The sequence below is a fragment of the Streptomyces sp. NPDC001927 genome, assembly GCF_053594455.1.
Genome location: NZ_JBSFEN010000001.1, coordinates 783217 through 802364 on the forward strand (window position 1 = coordinate 783217; position 19148 = coordinate 802364).

Below are 19148 nucleotides of genomic sequence, written 5' to 3' on the forward strand. Positions count from 1 at the left end.
GTGGGGTTGCCTCCCTGACGAGGCCGCGACGTTGCGGCCGAGGTGGCTGGAAGTCAACTCGGCCGCGGGGACATCGTCAAGAAGTAAATCCTTAACGAGATGGCAACGGTGCCATTCGTTATCTAAGTGAAGGCAGGCGCGGAGGTCTGCGCGGCGCCGGGCAGGGCACTCTCAAGCAGGGTCGAATCGCCCATTTCGCTCAGTACGAGAGCCAGTGCGCCGAGCACCTCCGCGCGGCCGCCGAGCGCCCCTGGAGCGAGCGACAACTGCCGGGCGGCGCTGGGGATCGCGTACCGCGAGACGGAGTCGCGGATGGGCGCCAGGACCAGCTCACCGGCCTCGGCCAGGTCGCCGCCGAGGACGACCCGGCTGGGGTTGAGCAGGTTGCAGAGGTTGGCGACGCCGCTGCCGATGTGGCGGCCGACGTCGGCGATGACGCGCCGGCAGCCCGGGTCGCCCTCGCGGGCCAGCTGGACGACCCGTTCCATCGTCAGATCGGGGCCGTGGCCGGGCTGGAGCAGGGGCAGGACGTAGCGGGCGGCCGTGAAGGTCTCCAGGCAGCCGCGGTTGCCGCAGCGGCAGACCGGGCCCGACTCGTCGAGGGTGATGTGCCCGATCTCGCCCGCCGTGCCGCCGGGGCCCCGGTAGACCCGCCCGTCGATGACGAGACCGGCCCCCACGCCGCTGGCGACCTTGATGTAGGCCAGGTCCTTCACCCCCCGGCCGCTGCCCCACACGAGCTCGCCCAGCGCGCCTAGGTTGGCGTCGTTGTCGACGTACACGGGCACGCCGAGCCGGCCCGAGAGCTCGTCGGCGGGGTTGATGCCGGACCAGCCCGGAAGGATCGAGGTGGAGCCGAGCGTGCCGGAGGAGACGTCGATCGGGCCCGGTACGCCGAGGCCGACGCCGACGACCTTGTCGCGGCCGATGCCGGTGGCCCCGATGAGCCGCATGACCAGCTGTTCCGCCCGGTCGAAGCCCTCCGCGGAGGAGGCGTCCACGTCCAGCGGCTCGGACTCCTCGGCGAGCACCTGGTGGGCGAGGTTGCCCACGGCGACCCGCAGATGGGTGTGGCCGAAGTCGACGCCGATGACGATGCCGGCGTCGCCGGAGAGCGAGACGCTGCGCGCCCGACGGCCGCCCGCGGAGGTGGGGGTGACGTCGACGGTGCCGCCGTCCTTCAGCTCTCGCACGATGTTGGAGACCGTGGCGGCGGACAGGCCGGTCGCCCGGGCGATCTCCGCCTGGGTGAGCGAGCCCGCCATGCGGACCGCACGGACCACCCGCTCGAGGTTGGCCCTGTGCAGAGATGTCTGCGACCCCGGAGTCTCCATCGACTCATCCACTCCCGCCTGCGACGGACGGTGTGATCACCGCCCCGGCCGGGGACGCGCCTGTGAGACCCCAGCTTGTTCTCCAACTTGTGAACTCTAAGCTGAGCCTTTGGGCTTGTCTCCCGTCAAGACCTTGAGCAAGACCTTGAGCAAGGTGAGGCTCGAATGAGCCCGAATTCGCTCACTCCCCGTGACGAAACCGTGACTCGTGACAGCCCCGAAGGGGGGCCGTACGTGCCGAAGGGCGGCCCCCTTGTACGGGAGCCGCCCTTCGCCGCGGATGTCCGTGACGGTTACTTCACCGCGCCCGCCGTCAGTCCGGCGACCACCTGGCGCTGGAAGATGATGTACGCGGCGAGCACCGGGAGCATCGCCATCACCAGGCCGGCGAAGAGGCCGGACCAGTCGCCCTTGTAGCCCTGGCTGACGGCGAGCTGGACCAGGCCCTGGGAGAGCACCTTCTTGTCCTGCTCGGTGTTGAGCACGGTGGGCAGCAGGTACTGGTTCCACTGGCCCAGGAAGTTGAAGATGCCCACGCTGATCAGGCCGGGCTTGGCCATCGGCAGCATCACCTGGAAGAAGGTCCGGGTGTGCGAGGCGCCGTCCATGAAGGCCGCTTCCGCCACCGAGGTCGGCAGGGTGCGGAAGAAGGCCGTGAGGAAGAAGACCGTGAACGGCAGCGAGTACGCGATGTAGACCAGGATCAGGCCGTGCAGCGTGTTGAGCAGGGCCATGTTCTGCAGCACGTAGAACAGCGGTACGAGCGCCAGGATGATCGGGAAGCTCATCCCGCCGATGAAGAGGAAGTAGATGAAGCGGTTGCCCGGGAAGTCGAAGCGGGCCAGCACGTAGGCCGCCATCGAGCCGAAGAGCAGCGTGCCGATCAGCGAGCCGCCGACCACCAGGATGGTGTTCAGGAAGTAGTCGCTCATGTGCGCCTCGGTCCAGGCGCGCGACCAGTTCTCGAAGTGCAGCTTGTCCGGCAGCGCCCAGGGCGAGGTGAAGATCGCCCGGTCGGTCTTGAACGAGGTCATGACCGCCCACAGCAGCGGCATGACCACCATGATCGCCCAGATGATCAGGATGCCGTGCGAGAAGACGTTGAGGGTGGCGCCCTCGCTCTTGCTCTCCTTGCGGGGAACGGAGGGCGCGCTCACCTTCGTGACGTGGGGCTCGGGCGGCTCGGGCAGTGCCGCGCCGGCGGGAGGGGTGTCGATGGCTTTCACCGGAGGTCACCTCGTGCTGTCGTGCCGGCCACCGCGACCGAGCTGCTTGCCTGCTGGGGATCCGGGGCCTGTCCGCCGGGAAGACACAGCATGAGTCGAGTAGGCGGCATCAGTACTCCAGCCGCTCGCGCCGGCCGAGCCGCATGACGACCGCCGCGAAGAGCAGCGTGACGACGAGCAGCGCGACGCCGATGGTGGTCGCGTAGGCGGCCTGACCGTCGCGGAAGGCCTTCTGGTACACGTACAGCGGCATCACGATGGTGGAGTAGTCCGGACCGCCGCCGTTGGGGCCGACCGTCATGATCTGGACGACGGCGAAGGACTCGGCGCCGAGCGCCAGGATGCCCATGTAGATCCAGCCGGACTGCACGGTGTCCCAGAGCAGCGGCAGAGTGATCTTGAAGAACGTGGTGAACCGGTTGGCTCCGTCGAGCAGCGCCGCCTCGTAGAAGTCCTTGGGGATGGAGGCCATGCCCGCCGAGAAGAGGACGACGAAGAAGCCGACCGTGGACCAGACGAGGACGACCATCACACAGATGAGGGCCAGGTTCGGGTCGCCCAGCCAGTCGGGCTGGATGCTGCCGAGGCCGACTCCCTTGAGAACGGAGTTGATGGCTCCGCTGTTCGGGTTGTACGCGAACTGGAAGAGCAGCGCGACGATCGCGATCGACAGCACCTGCGGGAAGAAGTACACGATCTTGTAGAAGGAGGAGCCGCGCACACCGGCGACGGCCGCTCCCTTACGGCGCCGACCACCGACATTGAGCATGAACGCGAAGAACAGCGCCAGGCCGACGGTGACCAGCGGCAGGACGACGGCGAAGGTCAGGCTGTGCTGGAGCGATTTCCAGAACACCTCGTCGTCGAGCATGCGGCTGTAGTTGTCGAACCCGACCATCCGGAATTCGGGGCTGAGACCGCTCCAGTCCGTGAACGAGTAGTAGATGGACTGGATGAAGGGCCAGATGACGAACAACGCGTACATGGCCAGGGGGATCGCCAGGAATCCCACGATGAAACGGTACTTGCCGTGTTGCATTCCTACCGACCCCGATCTTCCCGCGGAATAGCCGCTGGTGCCGTGCGTGGCGTGCGTGCCGTACGCAAGGAGCCGGGGCCCGCTCCCGGTCGGCGGGAAGGGGCCCCGGCACAGCTCACTGGTGCTTGTAGTGCTTGATGGAGGTGTCCTTGGCCGCCTCGTCGGCGAACTTCTGGATCTTCTTGATCGTCTCGGCCGGGGTCGCCCGGCCGGCCATCATCTCGCCGAGTCCGGCGACACCGATCTTCTCCTTCTGCAGCGCCACGTACCAGTCCTGCAGACGCGGGTTGACGACGTTCTGGCCGGCCTTGTCGAGGGCCGCGACACCGGACTTCAGACCCGGGGTCAGCTCGATGCCGTCGGTGCCGCCGTTGAAGGCGGTCAGCGACTTCACGGACTTGGTGAAGTTCTTCGAGGAGGCCTCGCTGAGCATGATGCGCAGCTGCTCCATGCCGCCCTCGGCGTTCTTCGCCTTGGCCGGGACGATGAAGGGCTCACCGCCGGAGGCCCAGATGGTGCCGAACGGCATCTTGTCGGAGGAGTCGATGCCGGTCGGGGCGGAGACGGCCAGGTTGAAGTCGGCCGGCATGGTCTTCGCCGCCTCGTTCTCCACCCAGGAGCCGTTCGGGATGAAGAGCGCCTTGCCCTCGGTCCAGGCGGTCTGCGACTGGATGTGGTCGAGGCCCGGGGTGCCCTGGAGGATGTAGCCCTTGCGCTGGAGCTCGTAGTACGCCTCGAAACAGGCCTTGACGGCGGGGTGCTCCCAGGCCTTCGGCTCCAGGTTGTCGATCGCGTCGAGGACCTCGCGGCCGCCGACCTTGCCGATCATCGGGTAGAGCGAGAAGGGGACGTAGTACGGGTGCTTGCCGGCGTACGTCCAGCCGGCGATGCCCTTCTTCTTGGCCTTCTCGCAGACGGCCAGCATCTCGTCCCAGGTCTCGGGGTACGTCGCGTCGAGGGACTCGAGCAGCTTCTGGGAGTACCAGACGCCGTAGACCGTGTACGCGTAGTAGAGGATCCAGACCGGGGCCCCGTCGAACTGGCCCATCTCCACGATGCCCGGACGCAGGGTGTCGCGGACCTTCTTGTTCGGGTCGTCGATCGAGGCGGCGTCGAGCAGCGCGGTGAGGTCGGTGAGCTGCTTCTGGCCGACCAGGACGCCCATGTCCATCTGCTCGGCGCCGGAGTTGTCGATGAGGTCCGGCGGGTTGCCGCCGTTGAACCGCGGCTGCAGCTCGGTGGTGATCTTCTGGGTGGCGGTGAACTTGACCTTGGCCTGCGGGTAGGTGCCCTCGTAGACCTTGACCGCGTCCTTGGCGTACTGCTGGCCGAAGCCGCCGTCGAAGAGGACGAAGTCGAGCGGGGCGGACCCGTTGACGCCGAGGGGGTTCTTCTCGGACTTGGTGCCCTTCTCGACCTTGTCGCCGCCGCCACCGTCACCGCCACTGGCACAGGCGGAGAGGAAGCTCATCGTCGGCACCGAGATCAGACCGAGGGCGGCGGAGCGCTTGATCAGATCACGGCGGCCGAGGCCCTCGTTGTGGTGCGCGGAGGTGTCGTGCGCGGAGGTGGATCCCATGCTCAAGTCCTCGCCTTCATTCAGGACTCAGGCGGTGTACCGGTCGCCCGTTATCTGCTCGCCACAGGCGAAGGGCCCCGCCACCGCATTCGTATGCAGCTTGGGTCGTACACGTACAGGCGTCGTGCCGTCGGGTGAGTGGTACGACGGTCCGGACGCCGACAGGTATAGTCCACTTCCCTTCTTCTGAGCAAGATCGAAAGCCGGTTTGCGCGGCAGTCTTTCCCGAAGTGAGACCTCCCGGATTATGACGGCGTATAAGTGCCGTTTCATCCCTCGACTTGCTGTCAACACCCTTGACACCACCTGCCACTTGCCCCACTACTGGAGCCTGCGCCATTCAAATGACAACGTTGTCCAAATCCAGTGGCAGGAGCGGCGACACTCCATGGATCCCAGAATTCGCACCCGTTCACGGTCCGGGAACCGGCCCCGGAACCCCCGTCTCAGAGCCGCCGCGCTGCTGGCGTCGACGGCCTTGGTACTGAGTTCGGCGCCCTCCGTGGCACAGGCACTTCCCGGCCAACCGGACACATCTTCCCGGGAGTTCACGACCTCCTTCGAATCGGAAGAAACACAGCCCACCTGGCGCAACTCGGTCGACATCGGATCGGACGGTGCCCCGCGGGCGTCCGGGGTCGACGGCGGATTCGCCAGTGGAATACCGGGCAATGTCACCGACAAGGTGACGACGCTGCGGGCCAGCGGCGAGAACGCGGGCTCGGGTGAGACCAAGGAGAATCTGGTCGATCTCCAGCCCAGCACGAAGTGGCTGGTGTTCGAGCCCACCGCCTGGCTGGAGTTCGACCTCGACGAGCCGGTCAAGGTGGTCACGTACGCGCTGACCTCGGCGAACGACGCGGCAGAGCGGGACCCCAAGGACTGGACGCTCAAGGGCTCGGCGGACGGCAAGGAGTGGAAGGTCCTCGACAGCCGGTCGGGCCAGAGCTTCGCCAAGCGCTTCGAGACCCGGACGTTCGATTTCGCGGGCGACACGGCGTACGCCCACTACCGGCTGGAGATCACGAAGAACTCGGGCGCGAATCTCACCCAACTGGCCGACGTTCAGTTCTCGAACGGGGACACCTCGGCCCCCGTGCCCCCGGAGATGCGCAGCCATGTCGACCGCGGCCCCGGCGGTTCGCCGACCGCGAAGGCGAACGCGGGCTTCACCGGTACGCGGGCGCTGCGCTACGCCGGTACGCACAAGCCGGCCGGCCGGGCGTACTCGTACAACCGGATCTTCGACGTGGACACCCGGATCGAGCGGGACACCGAGCTGTCGTACCGGATCTTCCCGTCCATGCCGGAGACGGACCTCAACTACCCGGCCACGAACGTGTCGGTGGACCTGGCGTTCACCGACGGCACCCACCTGAGCGGGCTGCGGGCCACCGACTCCCACGGCGGCGCGCTCTCCCCGCAGGGCCAGGGCGCGGCGAAGCGGCTCTACGTCAACCAGTGGAACCAGGTGTCCGCGCGGATCGGCTCGGTCGCGGCCGGGAAGACCGTGGACCGGATCCTGGTGGCGTACGACTCGCCCAAGGGCCCGGCGAAGTTCCAGGGCTGGATCGACGACATCGCGCTGAAGCCGAAGGCGCCCGAGAAGCGGCTCGCCCGGCTCTCCGACTACGCGTCGACCACCCGGGGCACGAACTCCAGCGGCGCCTTCTCGCGCGGCAACACGTTCCCGGCGACCGCGGTCCCGCATGGCTTCAACTTCTGGACGCCGGTGACGAACGCGGCCTCCCAGAGCTGGCTGTACGAGTACGCGCGCGGCAACAACGCGGACAACCTGCCGACGGTGCAGGCCTTCGCGGCGAGCCACGAGCCGAGCCCCTGGATGGGTGACCGGCAGACCTTCCAGCTGATGCCCTCGGCGGCGGCCGGCGCTCCGCCCACGGACCGGACGGCGCGGGCGCTCGCCTTCCGCCACGAGAAGGAGACGGCACGCCCGCACCACTACGGCGTCACCTTCGAGAACGGCCTGAAGGCCGAGATGACCCCGACGGACCACGCGGCGATGATGCGCTTCACCTATCCGGGTGAGGACGCGAGCGTCGTCTTCGACAACGTCACCGACCAGGGCGGGCTGACCCTCGACCCGGCGACGAGCTCCTTCTCCGGCTTCTCCGACGTCAAGAGCGGTCTGTCGACGGGCGCGACGCGGATGTTCGTGTACGGCGTCTTCGACGCGCCGGTCACCGGCTCCGCCGCGCAGGGCGTGAAGGGCCACTTCCGCTTCGACGCGGGCGCGGACCGCACGGTCACGCTCCGCCTGGCGACCTCGCTGCTCTCGGTGGACCAGGCGAAGGCGAACCTCGCGGACGAGCTCCCGGCGGGCAGCCGCTTCGAGAAGGTGAAGGACCGGGCGCAGACCGCGTGGGACAGGATCCTGGGCCGGGTGGAGGTGGAGGGGGCCAACCACGATCAGCTGACGACGCTCTACTCCAGCCTGTACCGCCTGTACCTGTACCCGAACTCGGGCTTCGAGAAGGTGGGGTCGACGTACAAGTACGCGAGCCCCTTCTCCCCGATGACGGGCGAGGACACACCGACGCACACCGGGGCGAAGGTGGTGGACGGGAAGGTCTACGTCAACAACGGCTTCTGGGACACCTATCGCACGACGTGGCCGGCCTACTCCTTCCTCACTCCGAAGAAGGCGGGCGAGCTGGTCGACGGCTTCGTGCAGCAGTACAAGGACGGCGGCTGGATATCCCGCTGGTCCTCCCCCGGCTACGCGGACCTGATGACCGGCACGTCCTCGGACGTGGCGTTCGCCGACGCGTACGTGAAGGGCGTGGACTTCGACGCGAAGGCGGCGTACGAGGCGGCGCTGAAGAACGCCACGGTCGTGCCGCCGAGCCGGGGTGTGGGCCGGAAGGGCATGGAGACCTCGCCGTTCCTCGGCTACGCGTCGACGGAGACCCACGAGGGCCTGTCCTGGTCCCTGGAGGGGTACCTCAACGACTACGGCATCGCGAAGATGGCGCAGGCGCTGCACAAGAAGACGGGCGAGAAGCGGTACCAGGAGGAGGCGGCGTACTTCCTCTCCCGGGCGCAGAGCTATGTCTCGCTCTTCGACGGCAAGGCCGGCTTCTTCCAGGGCCGTGACCTCAAGGGCGCGTGGCGGGTGCCGTCGGACCAGTACGACCCGCGGATCTGGGGCCACGACTACACGGAGACGAACGGCTGGGGCTACGCGTTCACGGCTCCGCAGGACTCGCGGGGCCTGGCGCACCTGTACGGCGGCCGAGCGGGCCTGGGCGAGAAGCTGGACACGTACTTCTCGACACCGGAGACGGCGAGCCCGGAGTTCGTCGGCTCGTACGGCAGCGTCATCCACGAGATGACGGAGGCCCGGGACGTACGGATGGGCATGTACGGCCACTCCAACCAGGTCGCGCACCACGTGCCGTACATGTACAACGCGGCGGGTCAGCCGTGGAAGACGCAGGAGAAGGTCCGCGAGGTCCTCTCCCGTCTGTACACCGGCAGCGAGATCGGGCAGGGGTACCACGGCGACGAGGACAACGGCGAGCAGTCGGCCTGGTACCTCTTCTCCGCGCTGGGCTTCTACCCGCTGGTGATGGGCAGCGGGGAGTACGCGATCGGCTCGCCGCTCTTCACGAAGGTGACCCTGCGGATGGACAACGGCCGCACGCTCGTGGTCGAGGCCCCGCGCAACAGTGCGAAGAACGTGTACGTGCAGGGCGTGAAGCTCAACGGCGAGCGCTGGAACTCCACGGCGCTCCCCCACGACGTCCTGGCCCGCGGCGGGAAGCTGACGTTCGACATGGGCCCGAGGCCGTCGGCCTGGGGCACGGGCAAGGAGGCGGGTCCGGTCTCGATCACCCCGGTCGGCTCGGCCCCCGCGCCGCGCACGGACGCGACGACGGGCACGGGCCCGCTGGTCGACAACACCTCGGCGACGTCGGCGACGGTGACGGCGGCCTCGCCGGTCGTCCTGCCGGTGGCGGAGCGGACGCGCGCGGTTCAGTACACGCTGACGTCGGAGGCGGCGGGTTCGGCGCCGACGGGGTGGGTGCTGCAGGGCTCGACGGACGGACAGAAGTGGACGGACCTGGACAAGCGGTCGGGTGAGTCGTTCACCTGGGACCGCCAGACGAGGGCGTTCACGATCCGGGCACCGGGTGCGTACACGACCTACCGTCTGGTCGCCGAAGGGGAAGCGAAGTTGTCGGAAGTGGAGCTTCTCCGCTAACTCCCGGCAAACATGATCATCCGACCGAAACAGTTCTGTCACAAGCCAATTGACCTGTGAAGATCCCGTGCCAGGATCCATGGGCATGAGTGGTCCGCCGCGCCCTCGAGAGGGCGCGGCGGACCCGTTTCTTCCCCCAGAGATCTGGAGTCTTTCGTGGCCAATTCTTCTGGCCTGAACACCACGGGCGTCCTGTCCCGTGTCACGGTCGCGGCGATAACGGCGGCCCTGGTCGCCACGACCACGAGCGCGGTCGCGGCCGAGGCGCCGAAGCCGGCGGAGAAGGCCGTCTCGGCGGCCGCCCGCGCCCTCGCGCCGCAGAAGGCGGGCATCGCCGCCACGTCGGCCGCCGAGGCGGACTTCCGCTACCTGGGCGCCGTCTCCGGCCCGAACATGTACTGGTACGCGCCGGACTCCGCGGGCGGCTACGAGGCTCGCGAGCTCCAGACGTCCGACTGGAACGTCTTCAAGAACGCCCAGCAGGCCGACAACGACGGTGACGGTGTCGCCGAGGACCTGTGGGCGTGGACCAACGACGGCACTCTCGTCTACGCCGACGGCGACGTCGAGGACAGCGGCATCACCGTCGGCAAGGGCTGGAACATCTACAACAAGGTCCTGGTCCCGGGCAACCTCGGTGGCGCCGACGCCCCGGACATGCTCGGCCGCGACGCGTCCGGCAAGCTCTACCTCTACCTCGGTTACGGCGACGGCAAGCTGACCAACCGCATCCTGGTCGGCGGCGGCTGGGGCCAGTACTCCCAGATCGCCGGGGTCGGCGACCTGAGCGGTGACGGCAAGGCGGACATCGTCGCCCGCGACGGCTCCGGTGTGCTGTACCTGTACAAGGGCACGGGCGACTACAAGGCCCCGTTCGCGGGCCGCACCAAGATCGGTGGCGGCTGGAACCTGTTCAACAGCCTCGTCGGCGTCAGCGACCTGGACTTCGACGGCCTCGCCGACCTGGTCGCGCGAGACACGGCGGGCAAGCTCTACCGCTACTCGGGCACCGGCAACGCCGCCGCCCCGTTCAAGCCCAGGGCGCTGATCGGCACCGGCGGCTGGAACACGTACCGCTTCATGTTCTGATCCCGGCCGGCGCGCCTCGGGCGCGCGACGATCGGACGAACGGCCCCGCTCCTCCTCGGAGGAGCGGGGCCTTTTGCATGAAGAGCCGGAAAAGCTTTCCGAAACAGCTCTGTCACAAACCAGTTGGCAGGTGAATTTTCTGTGCAAAGATCGAGGAACACGAGTGGTCCGCCGCCCCGATGGGCGCGGCGGACCATTTCTTGCGACTACAGAGGGAGAACTACGTGGCCAAGATGTCTGGCCTGAACACCACGGGGATGCTTTCCCGTGTCACCGTCGCGGCGATAACCGCCGCGCTGGTGTCCACCACCACGGCCGCGGTCGCGGCCGACCAGCCGCAGCCGCGCACCGCGGTCGCGGCGACCGACGCCAAGGCCCCGGCGGCGGGCACCTTCGCCACCGAGGGCGCGTCCGCCGTCGCCGACGGCGAGCTGCGCGGCGTGGACCGTGACGGCTTCATGTACGCCTACCTGCCGAACGGCGAGGGTGGCTTCGGCGAGCGCCAGTACGTGGGCAACGGCTGGAAGTACACGAACCACTTCACCATGGCCGACCAGGACGGCGACGGCGAGACCGACGGCGCCTGGGGCGTCACGGGCGGCCGTCTGCACTACACCCCCTGGGGTGGGGCCACGATCGACCTCGGCGCCGGCTGGGGTGTCTTCGACAAGGTCGTCTCCGTGGGCGACCTCGGTGGCGCGGTCGCCGCGGACGTGCTCGCCCGGGACGCCGCCGGCAACCTGTACCTGTACCTCGGGTACGGCAACGGCAGGTTCGCCCCGCGCGTCAAGGTCGGCACCGGCTGGAACGCGATGAACCAGATCACCGGCAAGGGCGATCTGAACAACGACGGCAAGAACGACGTCGTCGCCCGCGACAAGTCGGGCAACCTGTGGGTGTACCCGGGCACGGGCAACTACAGCAAGCCGTTCGGCAACCGCTTCAAGGCGGGCACCGGCTGGAACAGCCTGCCCACCTTCGTCTCCAGCGGCGACGTCGACTACGACGGTGTGACCGACCTGATCGCCCGCGACTCCGCGGGCAACCTGTACCTGTACCCGGGCACGGGCGCCACGTCGCCGGCGTTCAAGCCGCGGACGAAGATCGGCACCGGCTGGAACACCTACCGCGTGATCTTCTAGCGGCCCCGGCGTCCCCGACGCCTCGCGCCCTCGCGGCGCGGTCGTGAGAGAACGAACGGGCCCCGCTCCTCCTTCGAGGAGCGGGGCCCGCTTCGTGTGTCAGCCGGTGCGTCAGCCGCGGATCAGGTTGCGGAGGACGTACTGCATGATGCCGCCGTTGCGGTAGTAGTCCGCCTCGCCGGGGGTGTCGATGCGGACGACCGCGTCGAACTCGACGCCCGTGTCCGTCGTGACCTTGACCGTGCGCGGGGTCGTGCCGTTGTTCAGCTCCTCGACGCCGGTGAAGGAGAAGGTCTCCTCGCCGGTCAGGCCGAGGGAGGCCGCCGAGGCGCCCTCCGGGAACTGGAGCGGGAGGACGCCCATGCCGATGAGGTTCGAGCGGTGGATGCGCTCGTACGACTCGGCGATGACGGCCTTGACGCCGAGCAGCGCGGTGCCCTTGGCGGCCCAGTCGCGGGACGAGCCGGAGCCGTACTCCTTGCCCGCGAGGATCGCGAGCGGGGTGCCCTGCTCGATGTAGTTGCGCGAGGCGTCGTAGATGAAGGAGACGGGGGCGCCGTCCTTCGTGAAGTCGCGGGTGAAGCCGCCCTCCGTGCCCGGCGCGATCTGGTTGCGCAGGCGGATGTTGGCGAACGTGCCGCGGATCATGACCTCGTGGTTGCCTCGGCGGGAGCCGTACGAGTTGAAGTCGCGGCGCTCGACGCCGTGCTCCGTCAGGTACTGGCCCGCCGGGGTGTCGGCCTTGATGGCGCCGGCCGGGGAGATGTGGTCGGTGGTGACCGAGTCGCCCAGCTTGGCGAGGACGCGCGCGCCGACGATGTCGGTGACCGGGGTGGTCTCCATCGTCATGCCCTCGAAGTACGGGGGCTTGCGGACGTAGGTGGACTCGGTGTCCCACTCGAAGGTGTTGCCGGTCGGGATCGGCAGCGCCTGCCACTGGGCGTCGCCCGCGAAGACGTCCTGGTAGGACTTGTTGAACATGTCCTCGCCGATGGCGTTGGCGACGACGTCGTTCACCTCGGCCTCGGAGGGCCAGATGTCCTTGAGGAAGACCGGGTTGCCCTCGGTGTCGATGCCGAGCGCGTCCTTCGTGATGTCGACCTTCATCGAACCCGCGAGGGCGTACGCGACGACCAGCGGCGGGGACGCCAGGTAGTTCATCTTGACGTCGGGGTTGATACGGCCCTCGAAGTTCCGGTTGCCGGAGAGGACCGAGGTAACCGCGAGGTCGTGCTCGTTGACGGCCTTGGAGACCTCCTCCGGCAGCGGGCCGGAGTTGCCAATGCAGGTGGTGCAGCCGTAGCCGACGAGGTTGAAGCCGACCTTGTCGAGGTACGGGGTCAGGCCCGCCTTGTCGAAGTAGTCGGTGACGACCTTCGAGCCCGGGGCGAGGGTGGTCTTGACCCACGGCTTGCGGGTCAGGCCCTTCTCGACGGCCTTCTTCGCGACGAGCGCGGCGGCGACCATCACGTACGGGTTCGAGGTGTTGGTGCAGGAGGTGATCGCGGCGACGGTGACGGCGCCGTGGTCGATCTCGTACGTCGAACCGTCGGGGGCGGTCACGGTGACCGGCTTCGACGGGGCGCCGTTCGGGTGGTTCACCGGGGCGTCGGAGGCCGGGAAGGACTCCTTGCCCGCCTCGTCGGCCTCGTCCACGTAGTTGCGGACGTCCAGCGCGAACTGCTGGGCGGCGTTGGCGAGGACGATGCGGTCCTGCGGGCGCTTCGGGCCGGCGATGGAGGGGACGACCGTGGAGAGGTCGAGCTCCAGCTTCTCGGAGAAGTCGGGCTCGGCGGACGGGTCAAGCCAGAGGCCCTGCTCCTTCGCGTACGCCTCGACCAGCGCGACCTGCTGCTCGGAACGGCCGGTGAGCTTCAGGTAGTTCAGGGTCTCGCCGTCGATCGGGAAGATCGCGGCGGTGGAGCCGAACTCCGGCGACATGTTGCCGATGGTGGCGCGGTTGGCGAGGCTCGTGGCCGCCACACCCTGGCCGTAGAACTCGACGAACTTGCCGACGACGCCGTGCTTGCGCAGCATCTCGGTGATCGTGAGGACGAGGTCGGTGGCGGTGGTGCCGGCCGGCAGCTCGCCGGTCAGCTTGAAGCCGACGACGCGCGGGATGAGCATGGAGACCGGCTGGCCGAGCATGGCGGCCTCGGCCTCGATGCCGCCGACGCCCCAGCCGAGCACGCCGAGGCCGTTGACCATGGTGGTGTGCGAGTCGGTGCCGACGAGGGTGTCCGGGTACGCCTGACCGTTGCGGACCATGACCGTACGGGCCAGGTGCTCGATGTTCACCTGGTGGACGATGCCGGTGCCCGGGGGGACGACCTTGAAGTCGTCGAAGGCGGTCTGGCCCCAGCGCAGGAACTGGTAGCGCTCCTTGTTGCGGCCGTACTCCAGCTCGACGTTCTGGCCGAAGGCGTCCTTCGTACCGAACTTGTCGGCGATGACGGAGTGGTCGATGACCAGCTCGGCCGGGGAGAGCGGGTTGACCTTCGCCGGGTCGCCGCCGAGCTCCTTGACGGCCTCACGCATGGTGGCGAGGTCGACGACACAGGGCACACCGGTGAAGTCCTGCATGATCACGCGGGCCGGCGTGAACTGGATCTCCTGGCTCGGCTGAGCCTGCGAGTCCCAGCTGCCCAGGGCACGGATGTGGTCGGCGGTGATGTTCGCGCCGTCCTCGGTGCGGAGGAGGTTCTCCAGAAGCACCTTCAGGCTGTAGGGAAGGCGCGCGGAGCCCTCTACCTTGTCCAGCTTGAAGATCTCGTACGACTCGTCGCCCACGCGCAGCGTGCTGCGGGCGTCGAAGCTGTTCGCCGACACGACAGTCTCCTTCATCAATGTGCGCGTATTACCGCCATGCTGCCGCCACGACTCCTCGCCGATCCGCTAAGGTAAGACTTAGTTAGGTAACCCTTACCCGGGTGGGCGGCTGCGGTGCGCCGTAAGCAGTTATCTCGATGTCGAGATAACTCTAGTGCATCCCCGCCGCTCGGTCATGCCCGGCATGCCTGTGAGAGTCCGCGCGCGTGGAGCGCGCGCTGCGGAAGGTCCGGCGGTACGTGTCCGGGGGCACGCCGATCGTGCGGTTGAAGTGGCGGCGCAGGGTCGTGGCCGTGCCCATGCCCGTGGCGGTCGCGATGGCGTCGACGCTGTCGCCGGTCGCCTCCAGGAGCTCCTGGGCGTGGCGGATCCGCTGGGTCAGCAGCCACTGGAGCGGGGTGGTGCCGGTGACCGTACGGAAGTGGCGGGTCAGGTTCCGCGAGCTCATGTTGGCCCGGCGGGCCAGGTCCTCCACGGTCAGCGGCTCGCCGAGCCGTTCCAGGACCCACGGGAACAGGGCGGCGAGGGGGTGGTCGTCCTGGGCCGGCACCGGGGCGGTGACGAACTGGGCCTGACCGCCGGCCCGGTGCGGGGGGACGACAAGACGGCGGGCGACCGTGTTGGCGAGCGCCGAGCCGTGGTCGAGGCGGACCAGGTGCAGGCACAGGTCCATCGCGGCGGCCTTGCCCGCCGAGGTGAGCACGCTCCCGTTGTCCACGTAGAGGACGTCCGGGTCGACCTCCACCCGGGGGTACCGCGCCGCCAGGACCTCGGTGTGCGCCCAGTGCGTGGTGGCGCGGTGCCCGTCGAGGAGCCCGGCGGCGGCGAGCACGAACGCGCCCGTGCACAGTGAAGCCACCCGGGCGCCCGCCTCATGGGCCGCGCGCACCGCGTCGACCAGGGCGGCGGGCGGGTCCACGTCGACGTCGGCCCACCCGGGGACGATCACCGTGCCGGCGCGCGCGAGCCTCTCGAACCCGCCGTCCGGCTCCAGCAGGAATCTGCCGAAGCGGACGGGGGCGGGGCCGTGGACGGTCAGGTCGTACAGCGGGTCGCTGAACACCTCGTACGCCACGGAGAGTTCGAAGTGCAGCATGCCGTCGGTGACGGCCAGGGCGACGGAGCGCGTGTCCGTGCCCGCGCCTGCGGCCGTCCTCTGCGTACCCCTGTCCGTTTCCATGTCCGGAAGTGTATGGGGCGTGTCGTTCCGGACACTCGTGCCGGGCGACCGCCGTTGCCAGACTCTCCGTATCCGAATGAAGCAGGGACAGAGGGGATCTCATGAGTGCAGGTCGGACGGTCGCGGTGTACGGCGCCTACGGGCACACCGGGCGTTTCGTGGTGGCGGAGCTGATCGCGCGGGGGTTCGTCCCGGTCCTGTCGGGGCGCGACGCCGACAAGCTGCGGGAGTTCGCGGCGTCGCTGCCGGGCGTCGAGGTCCGGCCCGCCTCGGTCGACGACCCGGCCGCGCTCGACCGGGCCCTCGCCGGAACCGCCGCCGTGATCAACGCCGCCGGGCCCTTCGCCACGACCGCCGCCCCGGTGATCGAGGCGGCGCTGCGGGCCGGGATCCCGTACGTGGACGTGGCGGCCGAGATCGAGGCGAACCTCGACACCTTCGCGCGGTTCGCGGAGCCCGCGCGCACCGCGAACACGGCCGTCGTCCCCGCGATGGCCTTCTTCGGCGGCCTCGGCGACCTGCTGGTCAGCGCGGCGCTGGGCGACCGGACGACGGCCGACGAGGTCCATGTCGCGTACGGGCTGAGCAGCTGGCACCCGACGGCCGGCACCCGCACGGCAGGCGCGGTCTCCCGGGAGCGCAGGGACGGCCGGCACGTCCGGTACACGCGGGGGCGTCTCGTGTACGGCGACGACGCCACGCCCACCGTGAAGTGGTCGTTCCCGGAGCCGCTCGGGGTCAGGGCCGTGATCGGCGACTTCACCATGGCCGACGTCGTCACCGTCCCCAGCCACCTGGCCGTTCCGGAGGTCCGTACGTACATGGCCGTCGAGGCGGCCAGGGACCTGGCGGCCGCCGACACCCCTGCGCCGGCGGCGGCCGACGAGCAGGGGCGGTCCGCGCAGACCTTCCTCGTCGACGTCCTCGTCCGCTCCGGCGGCGAGGAGCTGCGCGCCACGGCGAGCGGCCGGGACATCTACGCCGTCAGCGCGCCGCTCGCCGTGGAGGCGGTCGACCGGCTGGTCACGGGCCGGAACCGGACGGTCGGAGTCGCCTCGGCCGGGGCGATGTTCGACGCACCGGACTTCCTCCGCGCCCTGTCCGCCCAACTCTCGGTGGAGCTGTAGCCCGAGGGCCGAGGCCGGGGTCAGGGGTGCCAGACGCCGGTCGCGGCGGTGGCACGGGCGTACGCGGCGAAGTCGCGCGGTTCGCGGCCGAGCGCGCGCTGCACACCGTCGGCGAGGTGGGCGAAGCGCTCCTCGCGGATCCAGCCGTAGAGCATGTTGACCAGCTCCACGTACTCCCCCGGCAGCCCCTGGCGCTCGCCGACGACGGCGAACTCCTCCGGCGGGACGTCGCGGTGGGCGATGTCCCGGCCCGTGGCACGCGCGATCTCGTCCGCGACGTCGTCGAGGCCGAGCAGGCGCGGCCCGGTCAGTCGGTAGGTCTGCCCGGCGTGGCCGTCCTCGGTGAGGGCGGCGACCGCCACATCGGCGATGTCGTCGGCGTCGACGAACGGCTCGGTGCCCGTCCCCGTCGAGCTGACGAACTCGCCGTCGAGGATCTGCCGCACGTAGAAGGGGTCCTCGCTGAAGTTCTGGAAGAACCAGGCCGGCTTCACGATCGTCCAGGCCGTGCCCGACTCGCGTACCGCACGCTCGCACGGCAACTTCTCCTCGCCGTCCGGCACCACCCAGTCGTTGGCGGAGAGCAGGACGAGCCGCTCGACCCCGCGCGCGGCGGCCAGCTGGGTGAAGGCGCGCATCGAGTCCGCCGCCGTCTCGTTCTGCGCGTCGACCAGATAGACCGCGCCGGCGCCCGTGACCGCCGGCTCCCAGGTGGACTCGTCGGTCCAGTCGAAGGCGGTCGGTCCTTTGCGGGAGGCGGCACGGACCTCATGGCCGGCGTTCCGGAGGCCGGAGAGGACACGGCGGCCGGTCTTGCCGGTGCTGCCGAGGACAAGCACGGGCTTCGTCGCGTTCTTCGATGTCGTCGTCATGGAACGAGTCAAACGCGCCGATGGTGAGGCGGGGAATGGCCTGTCGGCTCAATCCGATGTCTGAGCGTCTAACCTTGCCGTATGGACGCTTTGGGGAGCCTGCTGTACGAGGTGAGGGCCGAGGGCGCGCTGTTCAGCCGGAACCACCTGGAACCTCCGTGGTCCGTGCGGTTCGCCGACCGCACCCCGCTCACCCTGGTGACCATGTTGCGGGGCTCGGGCCTGATCGACCCCGGCGGCGGCGAGCCGCCGGTCGCGCTCGGCGAGGGTGACGTGGCCGTCGTGGCCGGCTCGGAGCCGTTCTCCGTCGGCGACGAGGACGGTTCGGGGGCGGCGCCCCTGTATGTACGGGAAGGTCCCGACCGGTGCACGACGGCCGACGGCGAGGAGATCAGCGAGGACATCGTCCTGGGCCTGCGGGTGTGCGGGAACAGTGCGGACGGCCCCGCGGTGCTGCTGACCGGCAGTTACCGGGTCGGCGGGCAGGTCTCGGAGCGGCTCCTGAGCGCGCTCCCCCGGGTCCTGGTGGTCCGCCCCGAGGGCGGGCCCGCACCGATCATGGACCTGACGGCCGACGAGATCGGCCGCGACGACCCGGGGCAGCAGGCGGTCCTCGACCGGCTCCTGGACCTGTTGCTGCTGTGCACGCTGCGGGAGTGGTTCAGCCGTCCGGAGGCCGATCCGCCGGGCTGGTACCGGGCGCTCGGCGACCCGGTCGCGGGCCGGGCGCTCCGGCTGATCCACGACCGGCCGGCGCGGGCGTGGACCGTGGCGGCGCTCGCCGAGGAGAGCGGTGTGTCGCGCGCGACGCTGGCCCGCCGCTTCACCGAGCTGGTCGGCGAACCTCCGATGGCCTATCTGACCGGCTGGCGCCTGGCCCTTGCGGCCGATCTCCTGGCGCGCACCGACGAGACGGTGGAGGCGATCGCCCGACAGGTCGGCTACCGCAGCGCGTTCGGGCTGAGCGTGGCCTTCCAGCGCGTGCACGGAACCCGCCCCAGCCACCACCGCGCGGCCGCGAGGGCGGTCGCGGTCTGACCACCCTGCGAGTGACCCCCGTACGGGCGCGGTGCGATTGCCGGAGGCGTACGGCGGCCCGAGGATCGCACCATGGGCATGTTCAGCGGCGCGCATGTGATTCTCTACACCCCGGACGCGGACGCCGACCGGGCCTTCCTCAAGGACGTGCTCGGCTTCGACCACGTCGACGCGGGCGGCGGCTGGCTCATCTTCAAGCTGCCGCCGGCCGAGGTCGCGGTGCACCCGACGCAAGGTGAGCCGAAGCACGAGGTGTATCTGATGTGCGAGGACATCGCCGCCACGCTCACCACCCTCGAGGATCGCGGCACCGAGATCTCACGGCCCATCAGCGATCAGGGCTGGGGTCTGCTCGCCGCCGTACGGCTGCCGAGCGGGGCCGAACTGCCGCTGTACGAACCGCGTCACCCCACTGCGCACAGCGCGTCACCCTGACGGCCCACCCCCACGCGAGCGTCATCTCAT

The 19148-nt window shown here is 69.3% G+C and carries 13 protein-coding genes; 6 read left to right on the forward strand and 7 right to left on the reverse strand.

Annotated elements, in window-relative coordinates:
- Positions 1-122: 122 nt before the first annotated feature.
- The 4 genes from ACWCO8_RS03310 to ngcE form a co-directional block, all read right to left on the reverse strand.
- A complete protein-coding gene (locus tag ACWCO8_RS03310) occupies positions 123-1334 on the reverse strand; it encodes an ROK family transcriptional regulator (protein ID WP_362014476.1) in 1212 nt (403 codons plus the stop codon).
- A 293-nt stretch (positions 1335-1627) separates the two neighbouring features.
- Positions 1628-2560 (reverse strand): carbohydrate ABC transporter permease, encoded by a 933-nt coding sequence (locus ACWCO8_RS03315; RefSeq protein WP_451030672.1) that lies wholly within the window; start codon positions 2558-2560, stop codon positions 1628-1630.
- A gap of 109 nt (positions 2561-2669) precedes the next feature.
- Positions 2670-3599, reverse strand: a complete 930-nt coding sequence (locus tag ACWCO8_RS03320) for a carbohydrate ABC transporter permease (protein WP_362014477.1) — start codon at positions 3597-3599, stop codon at positions 2670-2672.
- A gap of 115 nt (positions 3600-3714) precedes the next feature.
- The gene (ngcE, locus tag ACWCO8_RS03325; protein ID WP_362014479.1) at positions 3715-5178 is read right to left on the reverse strand and encodes an N-acetylglucosamine/diacetylchitobiose ABC transporter substrate-binding protein; all 1464 of its coding nucleotides are present in this window, start codon (positions 5176-5178) and stop codon (positions 3715-3717) included.
- A gap of 388 nt (positions 5179-5566) precedes the next feature.
- Between ngcE and ACWCO8_RS03330 the strand changes: the two genes are divergently transcribed.
- The 3 genes from ACWCO8_RS03330 (at position 5567) to ACWCO8_RS03340 (ending at position 11637) form a co-directional block, all read left to right on the forward strand.
- Positions 5567-9406, forward strand: a complete 3840-nt coding sequence (locus tag ACWCO8_RS03330; protein WP_451030673.1) for a GH92 family glycosyl hydrolase — start codon at positions 5567-5569, stop codon at positions 9404-9406.
- 156 nt (positions 9407-9562) lie between these two features.
- Entirely contained in the window at positions 9563-10495 is a 933-nt protein-coding gene (locus tag ACWCO8_RS03335) for an FG-GAP repeat domain-containing protein (protein ID WP_451030674.1), read from the forward strand.
- Between the two features lie 233 nt (positions 10496-10728).
- Complete coding sequence (locus ACWCO8_RS03340; protein ID WP_451030890.1) at positions 10729-11637, forward strand: FG-GAP repeat domain-containing protein; 909 nt, start codon at positions 10729-10731, stop codon at positions 11635-11637.
- A gap of 111 nt (positions 11638-11748) precedes the next feature.
- On the opposite strand, the gene acnA is transcribed toward ACWCO8_RS03340, so the two are convergent.
- Both acnA and ACWCO8_RS03350 read right to left on the reverse strand, forming a co-directional pair.
- On the reverse strand, positions 11749-14466 hold the full coding sequence (gene acnA, locus ACWCO8_RS03345; RefSeq protein WP_451030675.1) for an aconitate hydratase AcnA: 2718 nt from the start codon (positions 14464-14466) through the stop codon (positions 11749-11751).
- A 151-nt stretch (positions 14467-14617) separates the two neighbouring features.
- Entirely contained in the window at positions 14618-15646 is a 1029-nt protein-coding gene (locus ACWCO8_RS03350) for a helix-turn-helix domain-containing protein (RefSeq protein WP_451030676.1), read from the reverse strand.
- 101 nt (positions 15647-15747) lie between these two features.
- On the opposite strand from ACWCO8_RS03350, the gene ACWCO8_RS03355 reads away from it, so the two are divergent.
- The gene (locus ACWCO8_RS03355; RefSeq protein ID WP_451030677.1) at positions 15748-16773 is read left to right on the forward strand and encodes a saccharopine dehydrogenase family protein; all 1026 of its coding nucleotides are present in this window, start codon (positions 15748-15750) and stop codon (positions 16771-16773) included.
- A gap of 20 nt (positions 16774-16793) precedes the next feature.
- On the opposite strand, the gene ACWCO8_RS03360 is transcribed toward ACWCO8_RS03355, so the two are convergent.
- Positions 16794-17645 (reverse strand): NAD(P)H-binding protein, encoded by an 852-nt coding sequence (locus tag ACWCO8_RS03360; protein ID WP_451030678.1) that lies wholly within the window; start codon positions 17643-17645, stop codon positions 16794-16796.
- Between the two features lie 81 nt (positions 17646-17726).
- Between ACWCO8_RS03360 and ACWCO8_RS03365 the strand changes: the two genes are divergently transcribed.
- Together ACWCO8_RS03365 and ACWCO8_RS03370 are read left to right on the forward strand one after the other, a co-directional pair.
- Positions 17727-18683, forward strand: coding sequence for an AraC family transcriptional regulator (locus ACWCO8_RS03365; RefSeq protein ID WP_451030679.1), 957 nt, complete (start codon positions 17727-17729; stop codon positions 18681-18683).
- A 72-nt stretch (positions 18684-18755) separates the two neighbouring features.
- The gene (locus ACWCO8_RS03370; protein WP_451030680.1) at positions 18756-19118 is read left to right on the forward strand and encodes a VOC family protein; all 363 of its coding nucleotides are present in this window, start codon (positions 18756-18758) and stop codon (positions 19116-19118) included.
- Positions 19119-19148: the final 30 nt, after the last annotated feature.